This window comes from Streptomyces sp. NPDC034085, from assembly GCF_055575555.1.
In genome coordinates, this window is record NZ_JBVISL010000017.1 from 23,357 (window position 1) to 39,395 (window position 16,039).

Genomic DNA, 16,039 nt, shown 5'->3' on the forward strand with positions numbered 1-16,039 from the left:
CTCAGGGGGGGGGCTGAGGGGGTGTTTTTGTTCGGGTTGGGAGTCTCCTTCCCTCCTTGGCCTCGTGGTTGGTTCACCCCTCCGAAAACCCCCCCCCCCCCCGCGCGCGGTCCGGTCAGCCGAACTGCTGCTCCAGGTCCTTCAGTTTGCGCTCCAGGTGGTCGAGCCGGGGGATCGTCTGGGTGTCGTCCTCGGCGGTGAGGTCCACCGTCCGCGGACCGGAGGGATCAGTGGGTTCGGTTCCGTTCACGGCCTGAAGTGAGGGCCTTCGGCGCAGGGGCAGCTGTCCCGCTTCCGATATGGCGGGCTCCGCGCCGACCGGCGCGGAGCCCGACCCGGGAGCCAGCCCCGGCAGGTCGACCTGGCGCGCCCGGGTCCGCCCGAACGCCCTGTTCTGCCGGCCCAGCGCCTTGATGTGGGCGCGGTCGAGGCGGTGCTGTTCCCGCCTGCGGTGCCGGTCCTGTTCCCGCTCCTTCTTGTCCTCGCGCACCTCGTCCACCGCTTCGTCGAGGGTGCGTACCCCCTCCAGCAGCATCAGCGACCAGGCGCCGAAGGTCTCCCGGGGTGCCCGCAGCCACCGGACCATGCGGATCTGCGGCAGCGGGCGCGGGATCAGCCCCTGCTCGCGCAGTGCCGCCCGGCGGGTCTGCTTGAGGGCCCGGTCGAAGAGCACCGCCGCCGAGAGCGACATCCCGGCGAAGAACTGCGGTGCGCCGTCGTGGCCCGAACCCCGGGGGGCGTGGACCCAGTTGAACCAGGCGGCCGCCCCGGCGAACAGCCAGACCAGCATCCTGGAGCCGAGGGCGGCGTCGCCGTGGCTGGCCTCGCGGACCGCGAGCACCGAGCAGAACATGGCGGCCCCGTCGAGGCCGAAGGGGACCAGGTACTCCCAGCCCCCGGAGAGGTTCAGGTTCTGCCGGCCGAAGCCGACGAGCCCGTGGAAGGAGAGCGCGGCGGCCACCGCCGCGCAGCAGAAGAGCAGGACGTAGGAGGCGGTGCCGTAGACGGCTTCCTTGCGGCGCCGGCGTTCCTCGCTGCGTTCCCAGCTGTCGTCGGCCGCGGCCTTCTCGCCCTCACGCCTGCCCCGGGCCAGTACCGCCACTGCCGCAAGTACGCCCAGGAGCAACAGGCTGCCGGGCAGCAGCCAGTCCAGCGATATGTCGGTCAGTCTCATGCGGATGTCCCTTGCCTCGCGTATGCGGCGTTCCGGGCGCCATAGTGGCGCAGCCGGTCAGTGGTGCACGTGGGTTTCGGGGCAAGTGGACGCCATCGGGGTGCGGGTCCCGTCGAATAGGGTGTTGCGGGTCGAACTGGCGCTCGGAGGTGCCGAGTTGGGTTCGAATCAGCTTCAGTCGAACGGGTGGGTTCAGCGTGCGGCCGCCGTGTGCCGGGCGACGCGGTCCGCGTCACAGGTGCGCGGGCAGGTCGTACAGGTGTCCTCGGGGCGGATCGTGTAGAAGAAGCAGCAGCCGGCCCGGTCCCTGGTGGTCGGCTCCGCCCCGCCGGGGCCGGCGAGGGCGCGGAAACCGGCGCCGGCGGTGTACGGCGCGACCGCGCCCGGCAGCAGCAGCTCCAGTTCGCGCACGGCCCGCCGCTCCTCGCCGAGCAGGCTCCCGACGTACCAGAGCCCCTCGACCGCCTCGTCGGTGGCCATCGCCCACAGGGCGCGGCGGCCGCGCCGCATCCGCGGGCCGAAACCCGCCAGCAGCGGTTCCAGGTGCTGGGCCACCGCTGCCCGCACCTCCTCGCGCAGGGCCTCCTCGCCGGACACCACCCGCGCTCCGGGGAGGGCCGCCGCCGGGTCGTCCGGCAGGCAGGCGAACTCCCCGACGTGTACGGCCATCCGCCCCCGGGTCCGGTGGAAGGACACCCGCTCCACGGGCAGCCGGGGCACCCGGCGCTCCAGGAACCACGGGACGGTGATCAGCAGGCAGGCCGGCCAGGCGTACCGGTGGAGGCCGAACCCGGCCACCACGTCGGGCCTGCCCTCCCGCCCGTAATCCCGCAGCACCTGGGCCCGGTCCCACGCGAGGTGGGCGTCGAGGGCCGCGCCGCCTTCCGCGAGCTCGTGCGCGCCGACCCAGCCCCCACCGCGAGGGAGGGGTTCGTGCGCGCCGTGCTCCTCGGCCCGCAGGCCCGGGTAGGCGGCCGCCAGGCGCTCGTACGCGCGCGCCACCGGAGAGCCGGCCGGGGCGGGTGCGGACGGGAGCGGGGCGGGAACAGCCGGGCCGGGCATGGCGGACCACCGAATCACACGTCGTGAGGAAAGGTGAGGCTTACCTTACTGGATCCCGGTCGGCGGGGGAATCCGCGGCCCGCCCGGAGGCGCCGCACCGCTCGCGAGGGCGCCCCGGGCCCCGTCACCTATCCTCGGTACCGGTCGAGACCCGGAGGAGGACCGAGTGCACGAAGCGGCCCATGCCCTGGTGTCACAGGAGCCGGCGGCGCAGGAGCCCCTGCTCCCGCCGCAGAAGGTGCTGCGCCATTCGGTGCGCGGGCAGGTCCTCGACGCGCTGCGCGCCGCCCTCGTGGACGGGGAGCTGGTGCCGGGGGAGATCTACTCGGGTCCCGCGCTCGGCGAGCGGTTCGGGGTTTCGGCGACCCCCGTCCGCGAGGCGATGCAGCAGCTGGCGCTGGAGGGGGCGGTGGAATGCCTGCCCAACCGGGGCTTCCGCGTGCTGACCCGCACCCCCCGCACCCTGGCGGAGCTGTCCGAGGTCCGGGCCCTGATCGAAGTGCCCGTGATGCTCGGCCTCGCCCGCTCGGTGCCCGCCGCGGCCTGGGAGTCCCTGCGCCCGGCGGCCCTCGCCACCGCCGAGGCGGCCGCCGGGGGGGACCTGCCCCGGTACGCGGACGCCGACCGGGCCTTCCACCGGGCGGTGCTCTCCCTCTCGGGCAACGGCCAGCTGGTGCAGATCGCCGAGGAGCTCCACCGCCGTGCCCAGTGGCCCCTGCCCGGCGCGCCGCGGGTGCGCCGCGCCGACCTGGTGGCCGACGCGGCCGAGCACACGGCCCTGCTGGAGGCGCTGGCCGCGCGTGACCTCCCGGCGGTGGAATCCCTGGTCCGGGCCCACTTCGCCGGCGCCTGACCGCTCCCGCTGGGGTCCCGCTGCCCGGGGCGAGGTCCCCTACCCGCCCTTCGCCCGTTCCCCGGGGCTGCGCCCCGGCCCCCTGGGGGCTGAGCCCCGGACCCCCCGGGGCTCCGCCCCCGGACCCCCTGGGGGCTGTGCCCCGGACCCCCCGGGGCTCCGCCCCCGGACCCCCTGGGGGCTGTGCCCCGGACCCCCTGGGGGCTCCGCCCCCGGACCCCCGCGCCTCAAAGGCCAGCGGGGCTGGATTTCGCCCAGCGCATCCCAGCCCGCGCGGCGTTTGAGCGCAACGGGGTCAGGGGCGGCGCCCCTGGGAACGGTGGAAGGGCGGGTAGGGGACCGGCCCCGCAGGGACCCCGGGCCCCGCCCCGCAGGGTCAGGCGGCGGGGGGCAGCTGGTCCGCGAGCCCCCGGGCCCGCCCCGCAGGGCTACGCCGCCGGGGTGAGTTGGTCCGCCAGCCAGGTCGGGATGCCGCCCAGCAGGTGGAACAGGCGCCGGGCCTCCGCGCGCAGCCGGGTCGCCTCGGGCTCCGGCTCGACCTCCGCCAGGGCCGCCAGGGCGGGCGCCGTGCCGACCAGGAACCCCAGGTCCTCCCGGATCCGCAGGGACTCCGCGAAGCCCTTGCGGGCCTCGGCGACCTCGCCGTCCCGCAGGGACAGCGCGGCCAGGTGGCGCCAGGTGAACGACAGCAGCAGCGTGTCGCCGTGGGCCGCCGCCCCCGTGTGGGCGCGGTGGTAGGCCGGCCGGGCCGCCTGCGGGGCGTCCGCCAGGTGTTCGGCGACCAGGCCCCGCCGGAAGTCCAGCAGCGGGCGGGTCCGCGACGCCGGGGACAGCAGGGCGGCCGCCCGCCCCAGCGCCGAACGGGCCTCGTCCGCCCGGTCGCGCACCCCGAGCACGGTGGCCGCGTAGGCCAGCTGGCCCCGCTCGCAGGCCGCCGCGCCCCGCTCGTCGTCGTCCCGGGCCACGGCCTCGGCCACCCGCAGCGCGTCCTCCGCCTCGGACCAGCCCTGTCCCGTGAAGAGGCACCGCTCCACCAGGAGCGCGGTGCGCTGCACCGCGGCCCCCGCCTGGTCCGCGTGCGGCGTCAGCAGGGCCGCCGCGTCCGACCAACAGCCGCGCGAGCGCAGCCGCCATATCGCCCGCTGGAGGGGGTCGTCGCCCCCCGTCGATCCCGCACCGGACATGGCGGTATCCGCCACATTGCCCTCCCCGAAGCAACCAAGCAGCACGTCGTTGAGCCCTGGGGCGAAATGAGAGCACGGATCGGCTGCATCGGCCAAGGGGTCGGGTGAACTCTTTCACAAAGTCCGGACGGCTCGTCAGCCGGCCCTGCCCGGCCCCCTGGAGGGAGCTGCGCTGATGGGAGGGCCGGGGGTCAGCTCATGCGCAGGGCCAGGAAGAAATCGAGCTTGTCCTCCAGCCGCGAAAGGTCACGCGCCGTCAGCTGCTCGATTCGCCCGACCCGGTAGCGCAGCGTGTTGACGTGCAGGTGCAGCCGCGTCGCGCAGCGGGTCCAGGAGCCGTCGCAGTCCAGGAACGCCTCCAGGGTCGGGATCAGTTCCGCCCGGTGCCTGCGGTCGTAGTCCCGCAGCGGGTCCAGCAGACGGGCCGTGAAGGCGCGGCGCACGTCGTCCGGCACGAACGGCAGCAGCAGTACGTGCGAGGCCAGCTCGTGGTGCCCGGCGGCGCAGACCCGCCCGGGGCGGGCCGCCGCGACCCGGCGGGCGTGCCGCGCCTCCTCCAGGGCCCCGCGCAGGCCCTCGGCGGAGTGCACGGCCGCGCTGACGCCGAGCGTGAGCCGGCCGTCGTCGGCCAGGCCGGCCGCCAGGGGCTCCCGTACGGCCGCCAGGAGCGCGTCGGCGTGCAGGGCGGAATCCGGGCCCTTGTCCTCGCCGGCGTCGCCGGAGAGCGCGGGCAGCGGGACGAGCGCGATCGCCTCGTCACCCGCATGGGCCACCGCGATCCGGTCGGACGGCTCCGGCCCGGCCATCGAGGGGTCGACGAGGATCTCCTCCAGCAGCGACTGGGCCACCGGGCCGCCGGGGATGTCCCCGCCCTCCCAGTCCACCCGTGCCACGACGACCTGCCAGTGCGGGGCGGTGCCCAGCCCGGGCAGCAGCACCGGGGCGGCCACCCGCAGGCGGGCGGCGATCTCGGCGGGCGGAGCGCCCGTCTGGACCAGCTCCAGCACCTCCTGGGCCAGGCGGCGGCGCACCGTGCGGGCCGCGTCGCGGCGGTCCCGCTCGACCGCGATGAGCTGGGTGACGCCCTGGAGCAGGTCCAGGCGCTCGGCGGGCCAGTCGCCCGCGTCCGCCTCGACGGCCAGCAGCCAGTCGGACAGCACGCTCTCGCGCACGTCGCGGGCGGCGGGGCCCGCGCCCCGGCCGTGTCCCCTGATCGGGAACAGGGAGTAGGTAATACCCTGGAGGGACATCCGGTGCGGGCCCCTGCGGCCGGTCCGGACCGCCGCGAGGTGTTCGCTCGCCAGCGCCGCGCAGATGCCCGGAGACAGCGGTTCACCGGCCCCGGCGATCTGCCGGCCGGTGGGCGAGAGCACCCAGGCCCGCAGATCGAGGTCGGTGGTGAGCAGATCCAGCACCACGTCGGGTCCGCCCCCCGCGGGGCCCGAGGTCATCAGCCGCCGGTGGCGGTCCACGACGGCCGCGAGGTCGCCCGCGCGCTCCCCGGAGACCTGCCGCACCACGTACTCGGTGATGGTGGCGAACGCAACGTCCTCGTTCACCGCGAAGAGCGGCAGCCGGTTGCGCAGACAGGCCGAAACCAGATCGTCGGGGATGTCTCCCAGTTCCGCCTCGCCGGCCGCCAGGCCCGCGACGCCGGCGCTCGCGAGGATTCGTACGAATGGCTCGGAGTCGGCCGAATTTCTTCGCCATGCCAGGCCGGTGAGGACAAGTTCTCCTCCCGTCAGGTATCGGCTGGGATCCCTCAGGTCGGTCGTCATGACCCCGCGGACCGTCCGGTCGAGTTCTTCCTCGCCGCCCAGCAGCCGCAGCCCCAGCGCCTCGGTTTCCAGCAGTGCGCGCAGCCGCATGATGTCGCCGCCGATCTGTCTCGAATGTTGCCGTTGGAAATCGGGCAGGTCGTCGCATCCTGCCTTTCATACGAATCTACAAGACGAAGGAGGCCGCCAGCCAACTCCTTCATGGTTTCGGTGACTGCACCCGAGGGACACCGGGCTTGTGTACTGGCTCCACACCGCGTTAACAGCACGTGAACGACCAGTCGAGGGCCCTTCGGCCTCCTGGCTTGAAGTGAACGACCCGATTATGAAGAAGAGAGCCGCACATGGACTTCCTTCGCCCCGCCAGCTGGGAGGAGGCACTCGCCGCTAAGGCCGAGTACCCCACAGCTGTGCCGATTGCGGGTGGCACCGACATCATGGTCGAGATCAACTTCGATCACCGCCGTCCGGAATACCTCCTGGACCTCAACCGCATCGAGTTGCTGCGGGAGTGGGAGGTCGGCGAGGAGGTCACCAAGCTCGGCGCCTCCGTCCCGTACACCCAGATCATGGAGAACCTGCGCACCACGCTGCCGGGTCTCGCGCTCGCCTCGCACACGGTCGCGTCCCCGCAGATCCGCAACCGCGGCGGTGTCGGCGGCAACCTCGGTTGCGCCTCGCCCGCCGGTGACTCCCACCCCGCCCTGCTCGCCGCCGACTGCCAGGTCGAGGTCGAATCGGTACGCGGTTCCCGCCTGATCCCGATCGACGAGTTCTACACCGGTGTCAAGCGCAACGCGCTCGCCGCCGACGAGCTCATCAAGACGGTCCACATCAAGAACGCCACGGGCCCGCAGCAGTACTCCAAGGTCGGCACCCGCAACGCGATGGTCATCGCGGTCTGCGGCTTCGGCCTCGCGCTGCACCCCGAGTCCCGCACCGTGCGTACGGGCATCGCCTCCGCCGCCCCGACCCCGATCCGGGCCAAGGCCGCCGAGGAGTTCCTGAACGCCGCGCTCGAAGAGGGCGGCTTCTGGGACAACGGCAAGGTCATCACCCCGTCGATCGCCAAGCAGTTCGGTGAGCTCGCCTCCGGCGCGTGCAACCCGATCGACGACGTCCGCGGCACGGCGAAGTACCGCCGCCACGCGGTCGGCATCCTGGCTCGCCGCCAGCTCGTCTGGACCTGGGAGCAGTACCGCGGCAACAACGGCCGCTCGCTTGAAGGGGCTGCGTAACCATGCGCGTCAATTTCACTGTCAACGGTCGTCCGCAGGAAGCCGACGACGTGTGGGAGGGCGAGTCCCTTCTCTACGTGCTGCGTGAGCGTCTGGGCCTGCCCGGCTCCAAGAACGCCTGCGAGCAGGGCGAGTGCGGTTCCTGCACCGTCCGCCTCGACGGCGTGCCGGTCTGTTCCTGCCTGGTCGCGGCCGGCCAGGTCGAGGGCCGCGACGTCGTGACCGTCGAGGGCCTGGCGGACTTCGCCAAGCAGCGCGAGGACCACGGGCACGCCTGCGGCACCGGCGCGTGCGGCGGCGGCAAGGGCGTCTCCACGGACGAGGCCAAGCAGTGGTCCGCCAAGGGCACCGACTCCCAGACCGGTGAGGGCGCCGAGCTCTCCAACATCCAGCAGGCGTTCATCGACGCCGGCGCCGTCCAGTGCGGTTTCTGCACCCCGGGTCTGCTGGTCCAGGCCGACGCTCTCCTGGAGCAGAACGCCGACCCGTCCGACCAGGACATCCGTGAGGCCCTGTCCGGCAACCTCTGCCGCTGCACGGGCTACGAGAAGATCCTCGACGCGGTCCGCCTCGCGGCCGCCCGTCAGGGAGAGGCTGTCTGATCATGGCCAACACCCGCACCGCGCCTTCCGGCACCCCGACGAACGTCACCCAGAAGCACAACAAGGGCGGCATCGGCGAGTCGACGCTGCGCCCGGACGGCACGCTCAAGGTCACGGGCGAGTTCGCGTACTCCTCGGACATGTGGCACGAGGACATGCTGTGGGGCCAGACCCTGCGCTCCACCGTCGCCCACGCCGAGATCGCGTCCATCGACATCTCCGAGGCGCTGGCCATGCCCGGCGTGTACTCCGTGCTCACCTACGCGGACCTGCCGGCCGAGATGAAGAACTACGGCCTCGAGATCCAGGACACCCCGGTCCTGGCCAACGGCCGGGTACGCCACCACGGCGAGCCGGTCGCCCTCGTGGCCGCCGACCACCCGGAGACCGCCCGCCGCGCCGCCGCCAAGATCAAGATCGACTACCGGGAGCTCCCGCTCGTCACCGACGAGGCCTCCGCCCTCGCCCCCGACGCGATCCTGATCCACGAGGGCCGAGACGACCACCACTCCGGTCACGTCCCGCACCCGAACATCGTGCACCGCCAGCCGATCATCCGCGGCAACGTGGAGGAGGCCCGCAAGCGCGCCGACGTCATCGTCGAGGGCGAGTACACCTTCGGCATGCAGGACCAGGCCTTCCTCGGCCCGGAGTCCGGTCTCGCCGTGCCGTCCGAGGACGGCGGTGTCGACCTCTACGTCGCCACCCAGTGGCTGCACTCGGACCTCAAGCAGATCGCCCCCGTCCTCGGCCTGCCCGAGGAGAAGGTCCGCATGACGCTCTCCGGCGTCGGCGGTGCCTTCGGCGGCCGCGAGGACATCTCGATGCAGATCCACGCCTGCCTGCTGGCCCTCGCGACCAACAAGCCGGTCAAGATGGTCTACAACCGCTTCGAGTCCTTCTTCGGCCACGTGCACCGCCACCCGGCGAAGCTGTACTACGAGCACGGCGCCACCAAGGACGGCAAGATCACGCACATGAAGTGCAAGATCGTGCTGGACGGCGGCGCCTACGCCTCGGCCTCCCCGGCCGTCGTCGGCAACGCGTCCTCCCTCTCGGTGGGCCCGTACGTCATCGACGACGTGGACATCGAGGCGATCGCGCTCTACACGAACAACCCGCCCTGCGGCGCGATGCGCGGCTTCGGCGCCGTCCAGGCCTGCTTCGCGTACGAGGCCCAGATGGACAAGCTCGCGGCGAAGCTGGGCATGGACCCGGTGGAGTTCCGCCAGCTGAACGCCATGGAGCAGGGCACGATCATGCCCACCGGCCAGGTCGTGGACTCCCCGGCCCCGGTCGCCGAGCTGCTGCGCCGGGTCAAGGCCCGCCCGCTGCCGCCGGAGCGCCAGTGGGAGAGCGCCGGCGAGGGCGCGGACGTCCGCGCGCTGCCGGGCGGCCTGTCCAACACCACCCACGGTGAGGGCGTCGTCCGCGGCGTCGGCTACGCGGTCGGCATCAAGAACGTCGGCTTCTCCGAGGGCTTCGACGACTACTCCACCGCCCGCGTGCGCCTGGAGGTCATCAACGGCGAGCCCGTCGCGATGGTCCACACGGCCATGGCGGAGGTCGGCCAGGGCGGTGTCACCGTCCACGCGCAGATCGCCCGTACGGAGCTGGGTGTCACGCAGGTGACCATCCACCCGGCCGACACGCAGGTCGGCTCCGCCGGTTCCACGTCCGCCTCGCGGCAGACGTACATGACCGGTGGCGCCGTGAAGAACACCTGCGAGGCCGTCCGCGAGGCCCTGCTGGAGATCGGCCGCCGCAAGAACGGCTCCTTCCACCCGGCCTGGGCCCACGCCGAGCTGCTCCTGGAGGGCGGCAAGGTCGTCACCGACGGCGGCGAGGTCCTCGCGGACATCGCCGACATCCTCGAGGACGAGGCGATCGACCTCGAGCTCGAGTTCCGCCACCGCCCGACCGTCCCGTTCGACCTGGTCACCGGCCAGGGCGACGGCCACGTCCAGTACACCTTCGCCGCGCACCGCGCGGTCGTCGAGGTGGACACCGAGCTCGGCCTCGTCAAGGTCGTCGAGCTGGCGACCGCCCAGGACGTCGGCAAGGCGCTGAACATGCTCTCCGTGGTGGGCCAGATCCAGGGTGGTACGACCCAGGGTCTCGGCGTGGCCGTCATGGAGGAGATCATCGTGGACCCGAAGACCGCGAAGGTGCGCAACCCCTCCTTCACGGACTACCTGATCCCGACCATCCTGGACACCCCGACCATCCCCGTCGACGTCCTGGAGCTGGCCGACCCGAACGCCCCGTACGGGCTTCGCGGTCTCGGCGAGGCCCCGACCCTGTCGTCCACGCCGGCCGTCCTCGCGGCGATCCGCGCGGCGACCGGGCTGGAGCTCAACAAGACGCCGATCCGTCCGGAAGCCCTCACCGGGACCCTCTAGGACGGCGCGGTCCGGGGGCCGAGAGGCCCCCGGACCCCCCTCGGACTTCCGGGCGGTGCGGCACGGGAACGTCACACTTCACAGCCGCACCGCCCGGAGCACGAAGTACCGCTCCGCTCGCGGTCCTCGTCACCTCGCAGAACCCCTGCAAAAACCCCCACGTAGTACCAGCGGTCACCCCGCACTACCCGCAGTACACGCAGTGCACATTCCGCGTCGCCTCGGGCCGTCACCCCGGGTCGTGCAGCCAGCGCAGTTTCCCAAATCCCGTGTCTCCAATCTCCATGCGGGTGCCCCTTTGAACCTTGGGAGTCAGGCACCATGACCCAGTCGTCTGTGGAGCCCAAGACCACCGCGGAAGAGGCCGGCGACGGCACTCTGAACCCCGCTGGGCGTTCTTGGCTCGACCGTTACTTTCACATCACCCATAGAGGCTCGAACGTCGGCAACGAGGTTCGCGGCGGCGTCACGACCTTCATGGCCATGGCGTACATCCTCCTGCTCAACCCCCTGCTCCTCTCCGGCAAGGACGTCGCCGGCGACACCATGAGCCAGAAGGCCCTGATCACGGCCACCGCCTTCGCGGCGGCCCTGACCACCCTCCTCATGGGCTTCGTCGGCAAGGTCCCCCTCGCCCTGGCCGCCGGCCTGTCCGTCTCCGGCGTGCTCGCCTCGCAGGTCGCGCCCCAGATGACCTGGCCGCAGGCCATGGGCATGTGCGTGATGTACGGCGTCGTGATCTGTCTCCTGGTCGTCACCGGCCTCCGCGAGATGATCATGAACGCCATCCCCCTCGCGCTCAAGCACGCCATCACCATGGGCATCGGCCTGTTCGTCGCCCTGATCGGCCTCGTGAAGGCCGGCTTCGTCGGCAAGGGCTCCGAGTTCGGTCCCCCGGTCCAGCTCGGCTCCGTCGGCGAGCTCGCCGGCTGGCCCGTCCTGCTCTTCTGCGTGACCCTGCTCGCGATCTTCATGCTGCAGGCCCGCAGGGTCCCCGGCGCCATCCTGATCGGCATCGTCGGCGGCACCGTGGTCGCCGCGATCCTCAACGCCGTCGTGGACATCGACCCCAAGGCCTGGCGCAGCGGCCCGCCGGAGCTGTCCGGCTCGGCCATCTCGATGCCCGACTTCTCGCTGTTCGGCCAGGTCTCCTTCGGCGGCTGGGGCGACGTCGGCGTCATGACGATCGGCATGATCGTCTTCACCCTGGTGCTCGCCGGCTTCTTCGACGCGATGGCCACCATCATCGGCGTCGGCACCGAGGCCAAGCTGGCCGACGACAAGGGCCGCATGCCGGGCCTGTCCAAGGCGCTGTTCATCGACGGTGCCGGTGGCGCCATCGGCGGCATCGCGGGCGGCTCCGGCCAGACCGTGTTCGTCGAATCCGCGACCGGCGTCGGAGAGGGAGCCCGCACAGGTCTCGCCTCCGTGGTCACCGGTCTCTTCTTCGCCGCCTGCCTCTTCTTCACGCCGATCACGCAGATCGTGCCGAGCGAGGTCGCCTCCGCCGCCCTGGTGGTCATCGGCGCGATGATGATGCAGAACGCCCGCCACGTGGACTGGGCCGACAGCGCCACCTCGATCCCGGTCTTCCTGACCGTCGTGATCATGCCGTTCACGTACTCGATCACCCCCGGCGTGGCCGCCGGTGTGATCGCCTACGTGGCCATCAAGGTCGCCCAGGGCAAGGCCCGCGAGGTCGGTGCCTTCATGTGGGTGCTGGCCGGGATCTTCCTGGTCTTCTTCTCGCTCCACCCGCTCGAGGCGTGGCTCGGCGTCAAGTAGGGCACGTGAGCACGACCTGATCCTCCACGCATCCGATACTGGAATCCGACACCTCTCCGAGGAGGCCGCACATGCTGGACATCGCCGAGGAACTGAACCGGTGGGTCGAGCAGGGACGTGACTTCGCCGTCGCCACCGTCGTGGCGGTCGGCGGGAGCGCACCCCGGCAGCCCGGAGCGGCGCTCGCCGTCGACAGCGAGGGCACGGCCATCGGATCGGTTTCCGGCGGATGCGTGGAGGGCGCGGTGTACGAGCTGTGCCGGCAGGCGCTCGAGGACGGCGAGACCGTCCGGGAACGCTTCGGATACAGCGACGACGATGCCTTCGCCGTGGGTCTGACCTGTGGCGGGATCATCGACATCCTGGTCACCCCGGTCCCCGCGGGCTCCCCCCGGCGGGAGGTGCTGGCCACCGCGCTGCGCGCCGCCGCCCGGGGCGAGGCCGCCGCGGTGGCCCGGATCGCCGAGGGCCCGGCCGAGCTGATGGGCCGCGCCCTCGTCATCGACGCCGAGGGCTCCTTCGAGGGCGGCTTCGGCGGCCACCCCGAGCTGGACCGCACCGTCGCCGAAGAGGCCCGCGCCATGCTGGACGCCGGCCGGACCGGTGTGCTGGAGATCGGCGCCGACGGCCGGCTCTGCGGAGAGCCGCTGAAGGTGCTGGTCGAGTCCAGCGTCCCGCCCCCGCGGATGATCGTCTTCGGTGCCATCGACTTCGCCTCCGCCCTGGTGCGGATCGGCAAGTTCCTCGGCTACCACGTCACGCTGTGCGACGCCCGGCCCGTCTTCGCGACGAAGAAGCGTTTCCCCGAAGCGGACGAGATCGTGGTCGACTGGCCGCACCGTTACCTGGAGGGCGCCCAGGTGGACGGCCGCACCGTGCTGTGCGTCCTCACCCACGACGCCAAGTTCGACGTCCCGCTCCTCGAACTGGCCCTCAGGCTCCCCGTCGCCTACGTCGGCGCCATGGGCTCCCGCCGCACCCACGAGGACCGCAACAAGCGGCTCCGCGAGGTGGGCGTCACCGAGCTCGAACTGGCCCGCCTGCGCTCCCCGATCGGCCTGGACCTCGGCGCCCGCTCCCCGGAGGAGACCGCGCTGTCCATCGCCGCCGAGATCGTCGCGAACCGCCGCGGCGGCAGCGGCGCCGCCCTGACGGGCGCGCACATACCGATCCACCACGACGCCTCGACCACGGTGGTCGGCAGGATCGGCTCGGTCGCCTGAAGGGGCGCCCCCTGACCCGGGAGAAAGGCGCAACCCTCCTGGGGGTTGCGCCTTCTTCGCGTCCCGCCTATTTTACCGGCCGGTAACAGCGCTTTCCCGTATCGGAGTTGAGCGGATGTCCCGGACCGGCCGTATCCCCGCACGAACCCTGCGCCTGACGTGCGCCCTGGCGCTCGCAGGCCTCGTGGCCGCCCTCGGCCCGGCCTCCCGGGCGGCGACACCGCCGGCCGGCGGCCTGCGCGAGGTGATGTTCGTCGGCAACAACTGGGAGGGCACCGCCGACGTCCTCGCCTCCACCGGCGACCTCGCCCGAATCGGCCGGATCGACGTCGTGCCCGACAAGGAGGAGCGGCTCCGCGAGATCTACCTCAACCCCGTCAAGCTCGGCTTCTTCCTCGGGGTCCGCGCCACGGCCGGAGAGGGCCACGACCAGTTCGTGGACGACATGTACACCACGCCCGACGGCTCCGCCGTCGTCGTCTCCCGCCCCAGCTTCGCCGACGTCGTCTCCATCGACCTCCGCTCCGGGCGGATCAACTGGCGCTTCCCCGTGGCCGGCTACCGCTCCGACCACATGGCCGTCTCGCCCGACGGCACCCGGGTCGCCGTCTCCGCCTCCACCGCGAACACCGTCCACGTCCTCGACATCGCCACCGGCCGGCAGGCCGGTTCCTTCACCACCGGCGACAAGCCCCACGAGAACACCTTCACCCAGGGCGGCCGCTACCTGTGGAACAGCGCCATCGGCGACGTCACCTCCGCCCTCGACGCGCCCTGGCTCGACTGGACCAAGGGCGACCGGAAGATCACCGTCGTCGACGCGCAGACCTTCCGCACCGTCCGCGTCATCGACATGCGCGAACGCCTCGACGCCTTCGGGCGGGGGGACCTGTCCGACGCCGTACGCCCGGTCTCCTTCAGCCCCGACGAATCGAAGCTGTACTTCCAGGTGTCGTTCTTCAACGGCTTCGTCGAGTACGACGTCGCCTCCGACCGGATCACCCGCGTCAAGACCCTCCCCGAGAACCCCGCCACCCCCGCCGACCGCACCAAATGGGTCAACGACTCCCGCCACCACGGCATGTCCATGAGCCCCGACGGCAGCAGGCTCTGCATCGCCGGCACCATGGACGACTACGCCACCGTCGTCGACCGCGCCACCCTCGCCGAAGGGCCGCTCGTCCCCGCCGACAAGCCCTACTGGGCCACCGTCAACGGCGACGGCACCGCCTGCGTCATCTCCGAGAGCGGCGCCGACCGGATCACCGCCATCGACTTCGCCACCGGGGCCAAGCGGGTCTCCGTCCCCGTCGGCGACCACCCCCAGCGGGTCCGAATCGGCCACGTCCCGGCCGGCTGGACCGGCCCCGCCGGCCCCTGACGGCAAGGCCCCGGACCCGGCCGGCCCGTCAGCGGCACCGGCCGGAACGGGCAGATCCGGCCATTATGGTGTGAGCGGTCCGCGATGACCGATTAGTCTCCCGATCATGGTGGACATCCGCGAGGTACCCGAGGCCGACATCGACCGGGCCCAGGAGCTCGCCTACCTGGTCTTCCACGACCGGCCGGAGGCGCAGGCCCGCGAACGGCACCGCGCCCTGCTCGCCCGCTGCGCACGGCTCGGCGCCTACGACGGCGACGCGCTGGTCGGCTTCATGGCCGCCCACGCGTTCCGCCTCTCCGTCCCCGGCGGCGCCGACCTCCCCGCCCCCGGCCTCACCTTCGTCTCCGTGGCCCCCACCCACCGGCGCCGGGGCGTCCTCACCGGCCTGATGGACGAACAGCTGCGCCGCGCCCGGGCCGGGGGCAGCCCGCTCGTCGTCCTGTGGGCCTCCGAAGCCGCCATCTACGGCCGCTTCGGCTACGGACCGGCCACCCAGGGCGCCACCATCGAGATCGACTCCACCCGGCCGCTCGCCCTGCGCATCGACCCCGACCCGCGCCCGCTGCGCCTGATCGGCCCGGACGAGGCCGCCACCGTCATCGCCCCCTTCCACGAAACCGCCCGCACGACCCGGGCCGGGCGGCCGAGCCGCAGCGCGGAGCGCTGGAGCGAGGAGTGGCTCTGCGAACGGGACGAGGAGGACGAGGAGTTGAGCCCGCCCCGGATCATCGTCCTCGGCGAGCCCGGGGAACCCGTGGCGGGCTACGCCCTCTACCGCACCAAGCACCAGGACGAGGGCGCGCCCGCCCGCGGGCCCGGCCTGGTCCGCGTCGACGAACTGGAAGCCGCCACCCCGGCCGTCGCCGCCGCGCTGTGGCAGTGCCTGGCCTCCCTCGACCTGACCGGCAGGGTGTCCGCCTGGGGCAGGCCCCTCGACGACCCCCTGCTGCACTTCGCCGCCGACCGCGACCAGGTCAGGGTCACCGCCCAGTTCCCGGCGCTGTGGCTGCGGCTGGTCGACGTGCGGGCGGCGCTGACCGCGCGGTCGTGGGCCGCGCCCGTGGAACTCGTACTCGCGCTGTCCGACGCACGGCTTCCCGCGAACGCCGGGCGGTTCCGGCTCAAGGCCGGCCCGGGCGGGGCGACGTACGAGCCGGCGGGCGCGGACCCCGATCTCACCCTGGACGTACGGGAACTGGCCGCCTGCTACCTGGGCGGGACCCGCGTCGAGGAGCTGGTGGCCGCCGGGCTGGTGACCGAGCACACGCCGGGCGCCGCGGCCGCCCTGGACGCGGCCCTGCACATGCGGCTGCTGCCGCACACCGCCGACGAGTTCTGACGCCGTCGGGGGGCG

12 protein-coding genes are annotated in these 16,039 nt (G+C 72.6%); 8 read left to right on the forward strand and 4 right to left on the reverse strand.

Annotated elements, in window-relative coordinates:
- Nucleotides 1-115: 115 nt before the first annotated feature.
- On the reverse strand, nt 116-1,174 hold the full coding sequence (locus tag ACZ501_RS33815) for a DUF2637 domain-containing protein (RefSeq protein ID WP_468800423.1): 1,059 nt from the start codon (nt 1,172-1,174) through the stop codon (nt 116-118).
- A gap of 192 nt (nt 1,175-1,366) precedes the next feature.
- Entirely contained in the window at nt 1,367-2,236 is an 870-nt protein-coding gene (locus ACZ501_RS33820) for a (2Fe-2S)-binding protein (RefSeq protein WP_468800426.1), read from the reverse strand.
- A gap of 166 nt (nt 2,237-2,402) precedes the next feature.
- Between ACZ501_RS33820 and ACZ501_RS33825 the strand changes: the two genes are divergently transcribed.
- Nucleotides 2,403-3,089, forward strand: a complete 687-nt coding sequence (locus tag ACZ501_RS33825; RefSeq protein ID WP_468800429.1) for a GntR family transcriptional regulator — start codon at nt 2,403-2,405, stop codon at nt 3,087-3,089.
- A 428-nt stretch (nt 3,090-3,517) separates the two neighbouring features.
- Here ACZ501_RS33825 and ACZ501_RS33830 read toward each other — a convergent pair whose 3' ends face one another.
- Together ACZ501_RS33830 and ACZ501_RS33835 are read right to left on the reverse strand one after the other, a co-directional pair.
- Nucleotides 3,518-4,288, reverse strand: coding sequence for a hypothetical protein (locus tag ACZ501_RS33830; protein WP_361609448.1), 771 nt, complete (start codon nt 4,286-4,288; stop codon nt 3,518-3,520).
- 176 nt (nt 4,289-4,464) lie between these two features.
- Nucleotides 4,465-6,141 carry a PucR family transcriptional regulator gene (locus ACZ501_RS33835; RefSeq protein ID WP_361609450.1) on the reverse strand — a complete coding sequence of 559 codons (1,677 nt, stop codon included), beginning with the start codon at nt 6,139-6,141 and terminating at the stop codon, nt 4,465-4,467.
- A 254-nt stretch (nt 6,142-6,395) separates the two neighbouring features.
- Between ACZ501_RS33835 and ACZ501_RS33840 the strand changes: the two genes are divergently transcribed.
- The 7 genes from ACZ501_RS33840 (at nt 6,396) to ACZ501_RS33870 (ending at nt 16,024) form a co-directional block, all read left to right on the forward strand.
- On the forward strand, nt 6,396-7,289 hold the full coding sequence (locus ACZ501_RS33840) for an FAD binding domain-containing protein (RefSeq protein WP_362466381.1): 894 nt from the start codon (nt 6,396-6,398) through the stop codon (nt 7,287-7,289).
- Nucleotides 7,290-7,291: 2 nt separating this feature from the next.
- Nucleotides 7,292-7,891: a (2Fe-2S)-binding protein gene (locus tag ACZ501_RS33845; RefSeq protein WP_361609454.1), complete on the forward strand. Its 600-nt coding sequence runs from the start codon at nt 7,292-7,294 to the stop codon at nt 7,889-7,891.
- A 2-nt stretch (nt 7,892-7,893) separates the two neighbouring features.
- Nucleotides 7,894-10,293: a xanthine dehydrogenase subunit D gene (pucD, locus tag ACZ501_RS33850; protein WP_361609456.1), complete on the forward strand. Its 2,400-nt coding sequence runs from the start codon at nt 7,894-7,896 to the stop codon at nt 10,291-10,293.
- Between the two features lie 321 nt (nt 10,294-10,614).
- Nucleotides 10,615-12,078: an NCS2 family permease gene (locus tag ACZ501_RS33855; RefSeq protein ID WP_361603610.1), complete on the forward strand. Its 1,464-nt coding sequence runs from the start codon at nt 10,615-10,617 to the stop codon at nt 12,076-12,078.
- Between the two features lie 71 nt (nt 12,079-12,149).
- The gene (locus tag ACZ501_RS33860) at nt 12,150-13,301 is read left to right on the forward strand and encodes an XdhC family protein (RefSeq protein WP_468800432.1); all 1,152 of its coding nucleotides are present in this window, start codon (nt 12,150-12,152) and stop codon (nt 13,299-13,301) included.
- 115 nt (nt 13,302-13,416) lie between these two features.
- Nucleotides 13,417-14,682, forward strand: coding sequence for a YncE family protein (locus tag ACZ501_RS33865; RefSeq protein ID WP_468800435.1), 1,266 nt, complete (start codon nt 13,417-13,419; stop codon nt 14,680-14,682).
- Between the two features lie 106 nt (nt 14,683-14,788).
- On the forward strand, nt 14,789-16,024 hold the full coding sequence (locus ACZ501_RS33870) for a GNAT family N-acetyltransferase (protein ID WP_468800438.1): 1,236 nt from the start codon (nt 14,789-14,791) through the stop codon (nt 16,022-16,024).
- The last annotated feature ends 15 nt before the right edge of the window (nt 16,025-16,039 follow it).